The sequence below is a fragment of the Rothia nasimurium genome, from assembly GCF_928392795.1.
In the GTDB taxonomy this organism is placed as follows: Bacteria; Actinomycetota; Actinomycetes; order Actinomycetales; family Micrococcaceae; genus Rothia; species Rothia nasimurium_F.
In genome coordinates this window covers 148,791-165,504 of sequence record NZ_CAKMTJ010000007.1, presented here as the reverse complement: position 1 = coordinate 165,504, position 16,714 = coordinate 148,791, and the positions used below count along the sequence as shown (strand labels likewise).

Below are 16,714 nucleotides of genomic sequence, written 5' to 3'. Positions count from 1 at the left end.
GGCAACGGTCTTGTCCGGTATGGCTTGAGGTTATTTGTAGAGATTTAACGCTCATATTTTTGCCGCGGGTGGGGCCGTTGTCTAGTTGGTGGGTGTGGGGTGCGTGCCTACTTTTGAATAAGCCTCTTAACCTAGTTTTGATGAAATATATCATCACAGCATAGGTCAGAAATAATTGGCAAATGCTACATTTGATTTAGTTATTGCATTAAAAATTTTGCTTTCACTATTTCTGCTTAATCTTGCCATGTGCATTTGATTATGGTGAAAAATCGATTGAGTCACATGAGTTTGGGTAGATTGAAAAAGATTCATCGATGGTGCTGTGTTTGATGTAACCAGGGTCATTTAAATATATTGCTTTAAGTGAATCTTTTGAAAAATCAAGTGGAATGATATCTGCAATAGGTTTTGATCCTTCATCTGATGTTTGAATTAAGCAGCTCTGTCCTAAGATGGCGGAATCAGAAACGATAACTGGAGAGAGGAAAGTTAATATTATAGAAACTATCACTGGAAGCTTTTTAGATATTGATTTTGTGTATTGTTGCAGCTCGCCTTTTGAGGGAATTCCTGCAAAAATTATTATAAGAGAAATGATGAGATACGCAAATGATGTAATGAGTCCGGGAACAATAAAACTTTTAAATCCGAGAATGTAATTAATGTATGCAGAGGTGGATAGAATAAAGAAAGAGGCTAGAACTTGGGCAGTTATTGTCTCTGTGTACGGTGGAATTTTAGTGATAGAAAAGGTTTCTTTGAAGTAGAAAATTGCGCGACTTGAAATTCCTTGGCTAGGGTAGTAGAAAAGCGGTGAAGCGCAAAAAAATATAGCTAATACTATTGTAGATAGATTGGATATCCACCATGAATTCAAGTCAATGCTTTTTATAGCTTCGCTAGCAAGATAGTAGTCTCCACCTGTAAGCTTTAATGCTGATGAGAATATTATGATATTTGCAATAATTACTAAAAGGGGGAGCGCTTTTAGGGCGCCGAATGGATTTTCCTGATTAATAAATTTCAATAAATTTTTATTTTGCGAATCTCGTGATTCTTTTTGAGTGTTATCCATGCTTTATATTTTTCGGTCAAATATTTTTGAAAACTTCATTTTGTTTGTTAAATTTTTTTATGAAATTGCTCTGAGGGATTGGTATGGTTAAACTTGATAACTGTGTTTTATTGATTGAGGCAATTCCTGTGGTTTGTTTAGCACTTCTTAGGAAGTGTTTACGAGCTCGAGGGTCAGATAAATAACCCTCTACGAACTCAGGGGTAAGCCCTGAGTCTGTGTGTAAACGTACGCGAAAAATATGGTTTTGGTGGATTACTTCTGGCAGCTCATCATTCCAAACAGTACCACGCCCCAGTTTGTCAGGGTCCCCACCCTCGGTAAGAATGATATCCCCTTTTTGTAGACGGTATTTTTCAATTTCAGCTTCTGTAGCTTCAATTGTTTTCACGTTATCCAGTTTGAGAAAGCCTGATTGAACATTTGCCACCGCCAGATAGGGGACTTCCCGGGTAGCTTGATTGGTTTTACGTCCCTTGGTGATACCCGCAGTAATATCAGCTACCTCGCCTAGCTTAACCACGTTCTCGTTGTAGGCACCGAATAAGTCATGGAAAACTGCTGATTTAAGTTCTTCGAAAAGCTCCTGCTGGCGCTCACGCTTTTGTGAAATTAATCTTGTTAGAGTGAATTCAGCTGCAATTCTCTTTTGTTCTTCGAGTGGGGGGAGCGGAATAAGAGAATCTTTCACTACTCTATCGCTGATAGCCGGGTAGCTAGCGCCAGTAGCTAGGTTTGCCATGCTATTTACAAATGTAGGAGAGCACACCCAAGAGAAAAGATAAACAGGGTCCAGTTCATCGGTAGGACGAAGGACCGAAAATCCTGTTGAGCCGATGCATCCATCAAGCTCATCTGGAACAACAGCTACAGCATTTAAATTGGGGCGTACCGTGGATACGAGAATATCTCCCTTTTTGAGTAACTGTTTAGCGCGACTTGGAGCTTCTGTTGTTAATATCTTGCTGACCCTAGTTATGATTTTCTTCTTGTTGTCGATTGAACTTAAATCTACGTACTGAAATGATTCATCCGAGAAGTTTTTTGAAGTAATCTTTTCAATTTTATGGCAGTAATCACCGAGCCTCACCGTCCTTGTCTCGCTCACAGCCCCATCACCTTCTTCAGCTGCTCAATGTGCTCGCCAATTTCGCGCTGGGTCTGCTCCAGCTCCGCAATAATCTCCTCAGGGGAACGGTAGGCTACCTCTTCAAAAACCAGCTCCTTATACCGGTTAATAGAGAGGTCATAGCCCTGCTCCACAATCTCACTCTTAGGAACAGTAAAAGACTTCTCCGTGCGGGCCCGCTCACGTTCAGCCCCATCACGCTCAGCCCAGCGCTTCAAAACCTCCGGCAGGTCATTAGCCTCAACCGGGTTCCGCTTATCATCCAGACTGAACCCATCAGCCTCAACATCAAAGAACCACACCTCGTCAGTGCCACCCGAATTCGTCTTTGTAAAGAACAAAATCGCGGTCGAAACACCCGCATAGGGCTTAAAGACACCCGAAGGTAACTTAACCACAGCGTCCAGCTTCTGGTCCTCAACCAAGGCGCGGCGAACGTCCTTATGAGCCTTCGACGACCCAAATAAAACACCATCAGGCACAATCACAGCAGCCCGACCACCGGGCTTCAACAACTTCAAAAACAGAGCCAAAAACAGCAGCTCAGTCTTCTTGGTCTTAGCGACCTTCAACAAATCCTGGCTCGTGGCCTCATAATCCAAGCTTCCCGCAAACGGCGGATTCGCCAGAATCAAAGAATACTTCTCGGCGTCCTCACTGGCACCCTCACTCAAAGAATCCCGGTAGCGAATATCAGGGTTATTCACCCCGTGCAACATCATATTCATCGACCCAATACGCAACATAGTCGAATCAAAGTCATACCCGTGGAACATACCCCCATGGAAATGCTCCCGGTGCTTCGCGTTCGTAAACGGGTCACGATTCTCACGCACCCACTCAGCAGCCGCCACCAAAAAACCAGCCGTACCGCAGGCAGGGTCCACAATGACGTCCTCAACATCAGGCGCCATCATCGCCACCATCAACTCAATAATGTGTCGCGGAGTGCGGAACTGGCCATTCGTACCCGACGTTGCCAACTTTGAGAGCATGTACTCATACAAGTCGCCACTCGTATCAAGATCATCAAGAGCTATCGCGTCTAACTGATCAACCACCTTAGCCAACAAGGCAGGGGAGGGAATGCGGAAAGTAGCGTCCTTCATATGCTGCGAATACGTGGACGCCTCACCACCCACCTGACTCCCCAAATTCCGCAAAAAGGGGAAAATACCAGTATTCATCAGGTCAAACATGACCTGAGGATCCTGATTCTTAAAATTCTGCCACCGCAGCAGCTCCTGACCTTCACCGAAGACGGGGTTCTCCACCGGGCGGCCAGTCAACCGAGCCTTCTTCTCAGCACGGGTCTGCGCATCATCCAAACGACGAATAAACAGCAGATAAGTCATCTGCTCAATAACCTCTAGCGGGTTAGAAATACCGCCCGACCAAAAATCATTCCAAATACGATCAATACGCGGTTTAGTCTCGCCCGAGATTGCAATAGCCATAGTTCTAAGTATATGGGGTTATACCTCTGGGCAGCCTCTACCCAGGGAAGAAAACCTTGCGTAGACTAGGGAACATGACAGCCAGCGCAGATTCACTGAGACTACAGAAACTCATTGCTGATAACAGCGACGCTATCGGCGCAATCTTCCGCAAGTACGGAGCCACCAACCCCAGGCTTTTCGGTTCAGTCGCGCGTGGGGATGCTCATGCACAGAGCGACATCGACATCATGGTCGACATTGACGACACCAAAGGCGCAACCATCATGAAACTCGCTGGAATTTCAGAATCACTCAGACGGCTCTTAGGTGTCAGGGTTGACGTTGTTACCCCCACAGTTTTGCGAGAGAAAATCTCAGCAGAAGCCAAGAAAGACCTAGTCACCATCTGCTAAAAGATTTCCCTTAAGCCACCTCGGCCGTAGCCCTGATTCGGTTGAGAATCGAGACAATCTCAAAGGCGTCATCGTCTCCGAACATCTCAAGCGGGTCACCCAAACTCACATAGGGATCCTCATAGAGACGCGACGGGTCAACCGTACCATTCTCACTCAGCTCATCCACAATGCGCTGCACAAACCGAATCTGCGTCGCCGAATACCGCGACTCATCCAAAAAGACCGCAAAAGCCGCCCGGGCCTCGTCCCGGCTCAAACCCACCAGCGAGCGCACAAACATACCCAGACCCCCGGACTCACGCGCCACCTGCATATTTGCCGGCCCGCCAATTCCCGAAGCGTCGATCAAATCAGCCAGGGCAACAAAATCCTCGTCCGTTAGCTGCTTGCCGCGAAGAACCTTCTGCACGGCAACAGCATCCAGGTGCTCGCGCAGGTACTCCTGCATTTTCTGCTCAAACCGCTCCTGGTTCATGCCCACCTGGGTGCGCACTACCTCGACCTCAACCGGGTCGATAAGCTCGTCCTGAAAATTGGTGTAGACAATCTTCTTCTGGCCCTTATCAAGCAGGTGGGTGACACCGCGCAGCTTCTTGCGCATGAACTCCAGCAGAGCAGGGGAGACATCCACCCACCAGTCATCTGCGGCCAGCTGCTCCAGGTGGGGCAGAACGGCCGTGATGGCAGGAACCGCTGCCTTGGTCAGCAGGTCCTCGGCGAGGGTCTGGGCCACCTCTTTGGTGCGGGCCAGTGCGGCAGAATCACCGGTGAGGGCAGAGAGCTGGGCCCCGAGCATGAGCAGGTCAAACTGCTTGGCCTCCAGGGTTCCTTCAACCGGCACAGTTGAGGCAACAGCCCCCAAGCTCAGCGCCAACTCGGCCTCTGTCTCAGAAAGCTGCGCCCAGGCGTCCGCGGATGCAAAGCGCTCCACTGCAGCCCGGTGGGGGCGCACCAGCACATTGCCCATATCGAACCTACCCACAAAGGCAGCCAGATCAGAGCGCACCGCCACCGCGTAATCGTCCCCAGCACTCACGGTGCCAGAACCCACTAGGGCCCGAGCCAGCCTCACCCGGGTCTCAAACACCCGCTGAGAGACAGGCTTTGCCAGCTGACCCTCAGAGCCGGGCAGTTCCTGGCTGAAATACTCCAGGTTCTGGCAGAAATCGAAGACCAAGAAGTCCTGCTTATCAGCCCCGGGGCCAAAAACATCGGGTGCTAGGCGGGTGCCGCGCCCCAACATCTGCCAGAACTTGGTCTTGGCCCGTACCAGCTTGAAAAAGACCAGGTTCAGAATCTCAGGCACATCAATGCCGGTATCGAGCATGTCCACGCTGATGGCAATGCGAGGCAGAGACTCCGGCTCGGAGAACTTCTCAATCGCCGACTCAGCCGCGTAAGTGCGGTTAGTAATCACCTGGGCATAGGAGCCACCGTAGCCGGGGAAGAGCGCGTTAAACCGTTCGTAGATAAAATCAGCGTGGGCCTGGTTCTTGGCGAAAATGATGGTCTTGCCCAGTAACTCACCGTCAGCTACCCGGTAGCCGTGCTCCATGAGCGTGGTCAGCACCTTATCGACCGTATCGGCGTTAAACAGAAAACGATTCAGGGCTTCGCTGGTAATTTCTTCGGGCACAGTATCACCCCAGTCGGCAGACTCCCACTGCTCCTGCTCAGCCTCACTCAGCTGGTCATAACGGATACCCTCACGCAAGAAACAGGTGCCCACGCTAAAGCCCCGGGCAGGAACCAGGTAACCATTGCTCACCGCCTGATCGAGAGTATAGGCGTCGGTTGGCACGCCGGCTTCTAGGTCAAAGAGGGCATAGGTGTTGAAATCAACCTCGTCCTTAGGGGTAGCGGTGAGCCCCACCAGCAGGGCGTCAAAGTACTCAAAAATCGCCTTGTACTTGGCATAGACCGACCGGTGAGCCTCATCGATCACAATCAAATCGAAGTAACCGGGGCCGAATTCGCGCAGAGTGGCCTCGCCCTCAGCCCGGGTGCGGTTAATGATGTTCAGCATGGTGGGGTAGGTGCTGGCATAGACCCGGCCATTGGCCTGCTTATCTTCCACCAGATTCACCGTAGCCAGATTCGGCAGATGGGCCTTGAAAGCCTTGACCGCTTGATTCACCAGGGCGGTGCGGTCAGCCAGGAACAGGACGCGCTTGACCCACCCGGCGCGCGAAAGCAGGTCCACCAGCGCGATGGTTGTGCGGGTCTTACCCGAACCGGTCGCCATCACCAGCAGGGCCTTACGACGCCGGGCATCAAAAGCCTCAGCCACCGAAGCAACAGCCCGCAGCTGATAGTCGCGCCCCGCAATCTCAGTATTCACCTGCTGACCGCTCAACTGCTGGCGGCTGGTCCTGCGCTCAATCAAAAGGGCCAGCTCATCTTCGGTGAGGAAACCCTGCACCTCACGCGGCGGGTAACCGGCAGCGTCATCCCACAGGTAGTGGGTATAGCCGTTGGTATAGAAAATAACCGGGCGGACGCCGGTTGCCGCCTGGAGCGCGTCTGCATAGGCCTTTGCCTGGTCGCGGCCAACATCCACCGACTCCCGCGCCCGCTTGGCCTCAACCAAGCCGAGGGGGCGGCCGTCCCTACCCCACAGCACGTAATCAACCCGGCCCGACCCACTGGGGGTGGGCAGACCCGTCACAGGGTACTCACGGTCCCGCTGATGAGCAAGGGGCCAGCCAGCTTCGCCCAGGAGCAGGTCGATGAAGTAGTCGCGGGTCTCCGCCTCATTGTAGTCGTGGGTATCTGGCAAGGTCTTAGCTGCCTGGGCTTCAGCCAACTGGGCGCGAAGACGCTCCAGCTCGGCGTCCATTGCATCCACCCGCGCCTGGTGCTCAGCTGCTATCCTCTCCATCTCAGCCGTGCGTTCTGCCTCAGCCTCAGCCATGTGCTGCTGGGTCAGGGCCCGCTGCTCCGCCTGACGACGTAGCGTGGGAATCAGCTGGCGGTCAAAAGCCTTGCCCATAGGAGCTAGGGCTGGGTTTGCCGAATGGTTGTACACACCCCAGACCATCAGGTGAAATAGGTCGGTAACAGCCCGCTGGGCGTCCCGCTCAGACAGCACTTTCCGGGAGTTATGGGCCGCATCGTTGCCCAGATGGCGGATAGTCTTAAACTTCAGACGCTTGTCATTGTCGAGATATACCGAGAAAGCCTCATTGCTGGTCAGCGTTGCCAACGTGGCCTGCTCCGGGCGATAGATACCCCGCACCCGGTAAATATGCTCAACCAAACCCTCGATAGCCCGCCGGGCGTAGAAGCAGGCGGTGGGCGCGTCCGTCACCAGATAGCCCTCGGCCTTGGCACAATCCTGGTAGAGCTCAGGCAGGGCCTGGTAAACAAAAGCAAAGTTAGACATAGCGCCTCGTGACTGTGCGAGAAGGTGTAGGTGCAATCACACATATTTTAGCCTGGTCAGCGCTTGGAAGGGGACCTCAAAACCTAAAAGGGACCGCACATTATGCGGTCCCTTTTTGGAAATCAGGTCCCCTTGGGGGCGGGGGTGGGGCTTACTCGTCCGCCCCCGCGAACTGCGAGTTATAGAGCTCGGCGTAGAAGCCGTCGCGCTCCAGCAGCTCAGCGTGGGAGCCGGATTCGACGATGTCGCCGTCGCGCATAGCAAAGATGACGTCGGCGTCCCGAATAGTAGAGAGACGGTGGGCAATCACGAAGGAGGTCTTGCCCACTGCCAGCTGGCCCAGGGCCCGGGCAATCAGCAGTTCGGTGCGGGTATCGACCGACGAGGTCGCCTCATCCAGAATCAGTAGGGGCTTCTGGGCCACCATGGCGCGGGCAATCGTGACCAGCTGCTTCTGCCCGGCAGAAAGCTGGGTCTGGTCGGTCAGTACCGTGTCGTACCCGTCGTGTAGCTGCGATACCAGCTCATCAAGGCCAACCGAGGCCATGACCTCATCCAGGCGCTCCTGGCTGACTTCCCCGGCCCCGTAAACCACGTTCTCTCGCAGGGTGCCCTCAAAGAGCCAAGTATCTTGCAGCACCATAGCAAAGAGGGAATCAACCTGCTCACGGGTCAGGTCGGTGGTGGGTACCCCGTCAATGCGAATCTGCCCCGAATCGAGCTCGTAGAAGCGCATGAGCAGGTTGACCAGAGTAGTCTTACCGGCCCCGGTCGGGCCCACAATCGCCACCTTCTGGCCGGGGGCCACAGAGGCGGTAAAGCCGTGGATAATCTCCTTGCCCGGCTCGTAGCTGAACCGCACGTCCTCAAAGTCCACAGCGCCGCGCACGGGCTGGGGCAGGGGAGTGCTCTTGGCGGACTCGTCCGCCAGTTCCTCGGCCTCCAAGAACTCAAAGACGCGAGCGCCCGCAGCCGCCGCCGACTGCAGGGAGGTAGCCGACTGGGCCAGCTGGCCCAGGGGATTGGTGAAGAGGCGGACGTAGACGATGAAGGCAACGATGACGCCGAAGGTGATGGTGTTGTTCAGTACCAGGGCGGCGCCGACCACGCAGACCACCACGTAGCCCAGGTTGCCGATGAAACCCATGAGGGGGAACATGAGGCCCGAGAAGAACATGGACTTCCAGGCCACCCGATAGAGGTCAGTGTTGCGGTCGGCAAATTCGGCGCGGGCGGCGGTTTCACCGTTGTAGGCGCGGATCATGGAGTGGCCACTCAGGGTTTCTTCGATATGGCCGTTGAGCTTACCCAGGAGCTGCTGCTGGGCCACGAAGTACTTCTGGCTGCGGGCCAGCACGAAGCCGGAGGCCACAATGCCGAGCAGGGAGGCGGCAATAGCGGCCAGGGCCATGCGCCAGTCGGTCACAAACATCATGACGGCTGAGCCAACCAGAGTGACCACACCGGTAATGGTGGTAGCCAGGGAGTTGTTGAGGGTCTGCTGCAGGGTGTCGACGTCGTTGGTCACGCGCGAGAGGGTGTCGCCGGTAGAACCCTTATCCATGTAGGCCAGGGGGAGGCGATCGATTTTGCGGTCTAGGTCGTGGCGCATGGAGCGCGATACCCAGACGGTCGAGCGGGCCATGATCTGCCCCTCCACCAGACTCAGGAGCAGGGAAGTCACCAGCATGCCGATGGAGATCCACATGAGGCGGTAGATTTCGCCCATATCCAGCTGGCCGGTGAAGCCCTTTTGAATTTCGTCGGTGATGGCCGAGAGGAACTGCGGGGCAACAATGGTGAGAATGACCCCGATGACGGCAGCGACAATAGCGACCACCATGCCCGGCAGCACCGGGCGCAGGTAGGCCAGGAGCTTGCCCATAGTTTGCTTAAAGGGGGCGGACGCCTGCCCCGGCATGGGTGCGCGCGGCGGGCCGCCGGGCCCGCCGTGACCTCCGGGGCGTCCTGCCTTCTCGCTTTTGAGCTGGCTATCGCGCAGCTGCTCAGAAGACTCAAGGCCCCGGCGTGCTGACTCTAGCTCTTCGGGGGTAAAGACTGGTGACTGGCTCATGAGCGAAGTTCCTCCTCAGAGAGCTGGGACAGGGCAATATCCTGGTAGACCTCGTTGGTAGCCAGCAGTTCCTCGTGGGTGCCAGAGCCAACCAGACGGCCCTTATCGAGCACCAGAATCTTGTCGGCCTCCCGTACCGTACCGATACGCTGGGCCACCACCACAATGGTTGCCCCCTTAGCGGAGTTCTTGAGCTGGCTGCGGATATCCCGCTCGGTCTTATAGTCCAGGGCTGAGAAGGAGTCATCGAAAATCATGATTTCCCCGCCGCGGGCAAAGGCCCGGGCCATCGACAGGCGCTGCCGCTGGCCGCCTGAGAAGTTCTTGCCGTTCTGGGCAACAGCCGAGGCGTAGCCGTCCTCTTTCTTCCCCACGAACTCAGCCGCCGCAGCAGCGTGAGCCGCCGCCACCACGTCCTCGGGGGTCACCGGGTGCAGGCCTTCGCCCAGGGCCAGGTTCGAGGCCACCGAGCCCGAGAAGAGCACACTCTTTTGGGGCACATAGGCCAGGCGGTCGCGCAGGTCCTTCTGGTTCCAGGCGCGCACATCAACACCGTCCACCAGTACCGACCCCTCACGCACATCGGCAAAACGCGGAATCAGATTCACCAGGGTGGACTTACCCGAGCCGGTTGAGCCGATAATCGCCACGGTCTCACCCGGGGCAGCCGTAAATGAAATCGAATGCAGGGCGTCCCCGTCAGCCTCGGGGTAGCGGAAGGACACGTCCCTAAACTCCAGGGAACCTGCCGGGGCAGCCCCAGCGCTCGCCCCGCCGTCCACAATCGCGGGCTCGGTGGAGAGCACCTCGCGGATACGACGCCAGGCAACCAGGGCTCGCGGGCCCATGACGAAGATGACGGTCATCATCATGAAGCTGGTCACCACCTGCAGGGCGTAGGTGGAGAAGACCACCATCTGCCCAAAGAGGGTGACGCGCTCGGTCAGGTCGGCGGTGCCGTCAATCAGCACAGCACCCAGCACATAGATAGAGAGGGACAGGCCCGTCATGATGGCGGTCAGCAGGGGCATGATGAAGGCCATGGTGGAGTTGACGAAGAGGGTGGTGTTGCGCAGGTCGGTGTTGACCTCTTCAAAGCGCTCTTCGTGGAAGTCCCCGGTGGTGTAGGCCCGAATGACGCGCAGACCGGTCAGGTGCTCGCGGGTTACCCGGTTGAGGCGGTCGGTGATTTTCTGCATGCGCATCATGCGGGGGATTGCCAGGCCCATGGCGACGCCCAGCACCAGCAGGGTGGCGAGGACGGCGATCCCGGTAGGGATAGTCCAGGTCAGCGACTGGGTAGCGATTTTGGAGCTAGCCCAGACCGCCATGATGGGGGCCTTAATGCTCATCTGCAGACCCATGACCACAAACATCTGCACCTGGGTCACATCGTTGGTGGAGCGGGTGATGAGGCTGTCGGTACCGATGTGGTTCACCTCGGCACTGGAGAGGTCAAAGGTCTTGTTGTAGACCCCGGCCCGCATGCGCCGGGCTAGGGTGGTACCGAAAATTGCGGTGCAGTAGCCGGTGATAATGGCACAGACCATCGAGGCCAGGGCGGCTGCCAGCATGAGAGTGCCGTCTGAGGTGACGTCCCTCAGTTTGGACCCGGGGGTTGAGATGGTGAGGGTGATGTTCTCCATGTACTCGGGTACCTTGAGGTCAAGGTAGACCTGAGCCACGATGGACAGCACCGCCACCAGGACGAGTAACCATTCTCGCCGGTGAATGAATTGGTTGATTTTCATGGAATCCTAGGGCGTTTTCGTCAAAGAAAAAAGGTGCATCTCTGCACCTTCGTCCTTTCTATTATGCCCCTCTTGGCTGAGCTTGCCTAGATTCCTTATTGGTCAAGGCCCCGGGCGGCCAGGGCGTCGCCGGTTTCTTGGGCGTAGGCCACCGTGGCAATCACCAGGGGAATGAAAAGCCGGAACTGGGCGACCTTGATTCCTCGGGCAGCTACCGCCGCCTGAATTAGCTGCCAGCTATCCATAATCACCGGAATAGAGCGCACCATCAGGGCCAGAGCCAGCCCCACCCGCTCAGGGGAGCCACCCACCCACTTCAGGGGGGTGCACAGCCAGATAAACCCGTCAATCAAGACCGGCATAGGGGTCGACCACAGCAGCACCTTTGAAGCTGCAATCATGGTGAGTAGGGTCAGTAGGACGTCCGCCCCCGACTCAATCTTGCCGCTCACCAGGTAGTAGACCAACAGAATTGCCAGCAACCAGGAAAGAGAAGCCAGGGATTGTACCCAGGTGCGCCAGGGAATTTTTGCCAGAGCCCCAAGAACTAGCACCAGCGCGAGGGCCGCAAGGCCAAACCCCCAGTGGCTGGTAGCTGCCAGGTAGATGCCCAGCAGAAGAATAAAGACGCCTTTAGCCCACAGGGGTGCCCGGTGCGCCGGGGAGCTGAGGGGCTGGTAGGTGCCAAAGAGCTGGTTGGCAATGTTCACGCCCGGCCCCCGGGACGTTGGGGCTCAGCAGATTCAGGTGGGGCTGGGAAGTCCGTGGCACACCAGCGCTGGTAATCTGCCAGGACGTCTGCCGCCGGCCCCTGCGCCAGCAAGCGGCCCTCGTGGATGACGATTGCCTCATCGCAGGTAGCTGCCAGGTCAAGATCGTGGGTGGAGATGACCTGCTGCTGGGGAAGGGAATCGAGCAGGTCAAATAGCCTCAACCTATTCTTGAGGTCTAAAAGAGTTGTGGGTTCATCTAAAAGTAGAACCTTAGGGTCTACTGCAAGTACAGCAGCTAGGGCGGTCAACTGCTTTTCACCGCCTGAGAGGTTATAGACAGAGTCAAAAGCGCGGTGCTCAACCCCTCGCTCAGCAAGGGCCTCCAGAGCAGCGGCGCGGCGGGCGTCCTTGCCCTTGATGTGCTGAAGGGAGAGCTCGACATCCTCAACCCCCGTCGGCATCACCAGCTGGGCGCCGGGGTCTGAAAAGAGCATACCCACCCGCGAGCGCACCGCAGGTAGATGCTCGCTCACGCTCACCCCGTGGACGGTGACCTCGCCCGAGGTGAGCTGGGAGAGCCCGTTGAAGAGTCGTAAGAAGGTTGACTTACCCGAGCCGTTGAGGCCGAGCACTGCGGTACGCGGGGCTGAAAGCTCCACGGTGATGTTGTGTAAGAGAGTGCGGTCGCTGGTGCCGGTGTCAACGGTAACGGTGGCTGAGCGGGTGGCAAGCAGCCCGTCGTCCGAAAACCGAGCCGACGGGCTTGCAGCGCTTGCGCGTGAAGAGCGAGAAAAAAACACGGGCTCTATCGTACCTAGCGGCGGGCCAGGGTGGGGAAGGCTCGGTGTACAGCCAGGGCAACCAGCACGGCTACCAGGCACTTAATGAGATCGCCGGGGATGTAAATCAGGGCAGCGGCAACGGCAGCGCCCAGTTCAAGGTTGGCATTGATCATCATGCCGGCAACGCCAAAGACCTGGATGATGGCAAAACCTGCCAGTACAGCCACCACAAAGGCGCCAAACAGGCCGGCCCCGCTCATACGGCGGCGCAGGGCTGCGTAGGCAAGCCCGCCGGTCACCAGGGCACCGGGAATAAAGCCCAGCAGGTAGCCAAATGAGGGAGAGACAATGGTGCCGAAGCCGCCCTTACCCCCAGAGAAAACCGGAAGGCCAATCAGGCCAGCGACGACATACAGGGTAACGGCAAGGGCAGCGCGGGTGCCACCTAAGGTCAGGGCTGCGATGTAAATCGCCAGGGTCTGGAGGGTAATCGGAACAGCGGCCGGGCCCACCGGAATAGCGGGCAACAGGGCACATACGGTAATAAAAGCGGCAAAAACAGCGATAAGAGCCAGATCGCGACCGGGATTGGCAGCGGCGCGCGCCGGGCGCACGGAAGTCTGTGATGATGTCATGCCCACTACTATAAACAGGTTTTGAACACCGTTCAAAAACTCTGCCTTTCTTTCACTTCTGTGACGCCAGCCCGAACCAACGCCCCGGTGGCCCTTCCAACATCGACCAGCACCACACCGGGGCGGTAAGATAGATAGCTGGCCAACCCACCCCCCACCCAAGGAGCAGACCCGTGCTGTCAGTCAACAACCTCGAACTGCGAGCTGGCGCTCGCCTACTCATGGAGGACGTCACCTTCCGCATCGATAAGGGCGATAAGGTTGGCCTCGTGGGTCGAAACGGCGCCGGTAAAACCACCATGACCAAGGTGCTGGCCGGGCTGACCCTGCCCGCTGACGGTACCGTCACCCGCGGCGGCACCATCGGCTACCTGCCCCAGGACCCCAAGGTCGATGACATGACCCAGCTCGCCAAGGACCGCATCTTCTCGGCCCGCGGCCTGGATGGGGTTGCCCGCAAAATGCGCCAGGCCCAGGAAATGATGGCTAGCGAAGACCCCGCAGAGCACGCCAAGGGCATGCGCCGCTACGACCGGCTCGAAGCTGAGTTCATTGCCGGTGGCGGCTATGCGGCCGAGTCTGAGGCAGCTACCATCACCGCCAATCTTGACCTGCCCGAGCGCGTCCTTAATCAGCCCCTGTCAACCCTCTCCGGTGGTCAGCGCCGCCGCGTCGAGCTGGCCCGCATTCTCTTTGCCAACGCAGACACCATGCTGCTCGATGAGCCCACCAACCACCTGGACGCCGACTCGGTAGTCTGGCTGCGCGAGTTTTTGAAGAACTACCAGGGCGGCATCCTGGTCATCTCCCACGACGTGGAACTGATGGAACTGGTGGTCAATAAGGTCTTCTACCTGGATGCCAACCGCTGCGTCATCGATATCTACAACATGGGCTGGAAGAACTACCTGCTGCAGCGCGAGCAGGACGAGGCCCGCCGCAAGCGCGAGCGCGCCAACGCCCAGAAAAAGGCCTCGGCCCTGATGGAGCAGGCCAACAAGATGCGCGCCAAGGCAACCAAGGCGGTTGCAGCCCAGCAGATGATCAAGCGCGCCGAAAAGCTCATGCGCGGGCTGGAAGAAGAGCGCCAGGTCGATAAGGTGGCCGCGATTCGCTTCCCCGACCCTGCCCCCTGTGGCAAGACGCCCCTGTCGGCGACGGGGCTGTCCAAGAGCTACGGCTCCCTCGAAATTTTCACCGATGTCGACTTGGCGATTGACCGAGGCTCGCGCGTGGTGGTGCTGGGCTTTAACGGCGCCGGTAAGACCACCCTGCTGCGCATGCTGGCTAAGAGCACCCAGCCCGATACCGGCGAGGTCATCTACGGCCACGGGGCCAAGGTGGGCTACTTTGCCCAGGAACACGAAATTCTGGATCACGACCGCACCGTCTTTGAGAACATGAAGTCGGCGGCCCCCGACCTCGATGACACCCGCGTCCGCACTATTCTCGGCTCCTTCCTCTTCTCGGGGGACGACGTCGATAAGCCCGCCGGCGTGCTCTCCGGTGGTGAGAAAACCCGCCTGTCGCTGGCAACCCTGGTGGCCTCGTCCGCCAATGTTCTGCTGCTCGATGAGCCCACCAATAACCTCGACCCGGCCTCGCGCGAAGAGATTTTGAACGCCCTGAAGAACTATCGGGGGGCCATCGTGATGGTTTCCCACGATGAGGGGGCAGTTGAAGCCCTTGACCCCGAGCGCGTGCTACTGCTGCCCGATGCGGTAGAAGATTTGTGGAGCAAGGAATATCAGGACCTCATCTCCCTGGCTTAGGCAGGAATGAGCGGACGCCCGCCCCGCCCGGTAGCTGACCGGGCGGGGCGGTCTTGTGTTGACACCCCTTTTTTGGTCCGTACAAATAGGCTTGTGTGTCTGTTTCTTACGCAAGCCTACTGTTGGGGCCACCACACTCTACGAAAAAGGCCTGTGTGTTTCGTGGGTTTTTTGTTCCCAAACAAAGGTCACGAAATGATAACGGGACTATTTCCCTGGTGCAGGGTGAGCCGGGCGGCGTAAAGTAAATACCAGCTTCGGAAGCCAATCTTCCCCAGCTGCACCTCAAGAACACCGCCTCACCGATGAGGCGGCACACAAATCCAACACCGACGTTGGGCCGAACCTTGAAAGGATGATTCTATGCTGGAATCACACGACGTACGTTACCCCGAAATCGCTGAAGAGGGCGTAGAGGTCGACGTTTTCTGGACCGAAGACTAAACATCGTTCGCCTCAGCGGCACGGATATATTTTTGTTTTCCTTCCCACCTCACCTCAATGAGTGACTACATAGAAGTGATACACGGGTGAAAGACAGGGGCCCGGCACCATACGGTGCCGGGCCCCTGTTGTTGCCTGAAGTCTTAGGCTCCTGTGAAGAAGCCGCTGATCAGCTGGGTGGGGTAGCTGGTGAGGAAACCGAAAAAGGCCAGGGTGTAGGCCCCGATATAGACGGTTAGGGCTGCGGTGAGGAAGTTCTCGCGGGCTGAGCCAGCATCACCCAGGATAGGTAGGGCCATGTAGCCGCTCTTGCGCCAGAGCTTGCTGGGCACAACGGGCTTGATGGTGACGGGCCAGAAGGGGTTAACCCCGCGGGTGGTCAGGGCATCACCCAGAATGTGGGCGGTCGCCCCGGTAAGAACCGCCCAGGGCATCAGAGCCAGTGAATCGGTATAGATGGTTCCGGCAATAACCGCGAGCGCCCCCAGCCAGCCCCCCGGTGCCCTGAAGATACGCAGGGCCAGGCCACCAGCAAAACCGGCTAGAGCCAGAGCTAGGACGGGGATACCCGCGTAGGTCAGGCGGTCGGCAAAAAAGGCCAGGGCCCAAAAGGCTGCTAGGCCAACTAAAGAATGGGTTCCCTTGCGGTGGCCGCCTGAAAGTCGCCCCACCAACAGGGCAACCCAGCGACTGACCGGCGGAATCGAGTGGGCGATGGTGCCGTTATGGTGATCAATATCGGGGAGCATGCCCGCACCGGCAGCCGCTAGGGTAGTGACGGCCAGGGTGGTGGGGTCGTCAATGCCCAGGACTCCCGCCTCGTTGAGGGCTAGCCAGGCTGCTGCTGCGCTAATGGAGTGGGAATAACCCATCATGATGGTGCGATCCTTATGAATAATCCTCTGGAAGTGAAAGCACCACTTTAACATAATTTAGAATATTTGTTCTAAAAGGACGCCGGTGGTCACGGAGTAGGCAAAACCGGGGGATTGTTCGCCCAGAGCGAGCAAGAAGCGTAGACTGAAACTAGGACCACCCCGCCCCGGCAGCCCTGCCGGGGGCCAGCGTCCTTACACCCACCACAACTACATACCGA

12 protein-coding genes are annotated in these 16,714 nt (G+C 57.0%); 2 read left to right on the top strand and 10 right to left on the bottom strand.

Annotated elements, in window-relative coordinates; genetic code table 11:
* Positions 1-259: 259 nt before the first annotated feature.
* Genes L6963_RS08965 through L6963_RS08955 form a run of 3 tightly spaced genes read right to left on the bottom strand, consistent with a single transcriptional unit; the run spans position 260 to position 3,664 of the window.
* Positions 260-1,078, bottom strand: coding sequence for a hypothetical protein (locus tag L6963_RS08965; RefSeq protein WP_237207678.1), 819 nt, complete (start codon positions 1,076-1,078; stop codon positions 260-262).
* 16 nt (positions 1,079-1,094) lie between these two features.
* Complete coding sequence (locus tag L6963_RS08960) at positions 1,095-2,186, bottom strand: restriction endonuclease subunit S (protein ID WP_237207677.1); 1,092 nt, start codon at positions 2,184-2,186, stop codon at positions 1,095-1,097.
* On the bottom strand, positions 2,183-3,664 hold the full coding sequence (locus tag L6963_RS08955; protein ID WP_237207676.1) for a type I restriction-modification system subunit M: 1,482 nt from the start codon (positions 3,662-3,664) through the stop codon (positions 2,183-2,185). Before L6963_RS08955 ends, L6963_RS08960 begins: the two co-directional genes overlap by 4 nt.
* A gap of 74 nt (positions 3,665-3,738) precedes the next feature.
* Here L6963_RS08955 and L6963_RS08950 point away from each other — a divergent pair, with 74 nt between their 5' ends.
* Complete coding sequence (locus tag L6963_RS08950) at positions 3,739-4,059, top strand: nucleotidyltransferase family protein (RefSeq protein WP_237185634.1); 321 nt, start codon at positions 3,739-3,741, stop codon at positions 4,057-4,059.
* Positions 4,060-4,069: 10 nt separating this feature from the next.
* Here the strand turns inward: L6963_RS08950 and L6963_RS08945 are convergent, their stop codons facing one another.
* The 6 genes from L6963_RS08945 to L6963_RS08920 all read right to left on the bottom strand — a co-directional run bounded on the left by L6963_RS08945 (position 4,070) and on the right by L6963_RS08920 (position 13,402).
* Entirely contained in the window at positions 4,070-7,447 is a 3,378-nt protein-coding gene (locus tag L6963_RS08945; protein WP_237207675.1) for a DEAD/DEAH box helicase family protein, read from the bottom strand.
* Between the two features lie 151 nt (positions 7,448-7,598).
* Positions 7,599-9,521, bottom strand: a complete 1,923-nt coding sequence (locus L6963_RS08940; RefSeq protein WP_237207674.1) for an ABC transporter ATP-binding protein — start codon at positions 9,519-9,521, stop codon at positions 7,599-7,601.
* On the bottom strand, positions 9,518-11,272 hold the full coding sequence (locus tag L6963_RS08935) for an ABC transporter ATP-binding protein (protein ID WP_237207673.1): 1,755 nt from the start codon (positions 11,270-11,272) through the stop codon (positions 9,518-9,520). The genes L6963_RS08940 and L6963_RS08935 overlap by 4 nt, the downstream gene beginning before the upstream one ends.
* 95 nt (positions 11,273-11,367) lie before the next feature.
* Positions 11,368-11,982, bottom strand: coding sequence for an energy-coupling factor transporter transmembrane component T family protein (locus tag L6963_RS08930; RefSeq protein WP_237207672.1), 615 nt, complete (start codon positions 11,980-11,982; stop codon positions 11,368-11,370).
* The gene (locus L6963_RS08925; RefSeq protein ID WP_237195925.1) at positions 11,979-12,785 is read right to left on the bottom strand and encodes an energy-coupling factor ABC transporter ATP-binding protein; all 807 of its coding nucleotides are present in this window, start codon (positions 12,783-12,785) and stop codon (positions 11,979-11,981) included. The genes L6963_RS08930 and L6963_RS08925 overlap by 4 nt, the downstream gene beginning before the upstream one ends.
* Before the next feature lie 14 nt (positions 12,786-12,799).
* Complete coding sequence (locus tag L6963_RS08920) at positions 12,800-13,402, bottom strand: biotin transporter BioY (protein WP_237207671.1); 603 nt, start codon at positions 13,400-13,402, stop codon at positions 12,800-12,802.
* Between the two features lie 173 nt (positions 13,403-13,575).
* On the opposite strand from L6963_RS08920, the gene abc-f reads away from it, so the two are divergent.
* Positions 13,576-15,174, top strand: a complete 1,599-nt coding sequence (gene abc-f / locus L6963_RS08915) for a ribosomal protection-like ABC-F family protein (RefSeq protein WP_237199046.1) — start codon at positions 13,576-13,578, stop codon at positions 15,172-15,174.
* A gap of 587 nt (positions 15,175-15,761) precedes the next feature.
* Here the strand turns inward: abc-f and L6963_RS08910 are convergent.
* Positions 15,762-16,493 carry a metal-dependent hydrolase gene (locus tag L6963_RS08910; RefSeq protein WP_237207670.1) on the bottom strand — a complete coding sequence of 244 codons (732 nt, stop codon included), beginning with the start codon at positions 16,491-16,493 and terminating at the stop codon, positions 15,762-15,764.
* Positions 16,494-16,714: the final 221 nt, after the last annotated feature.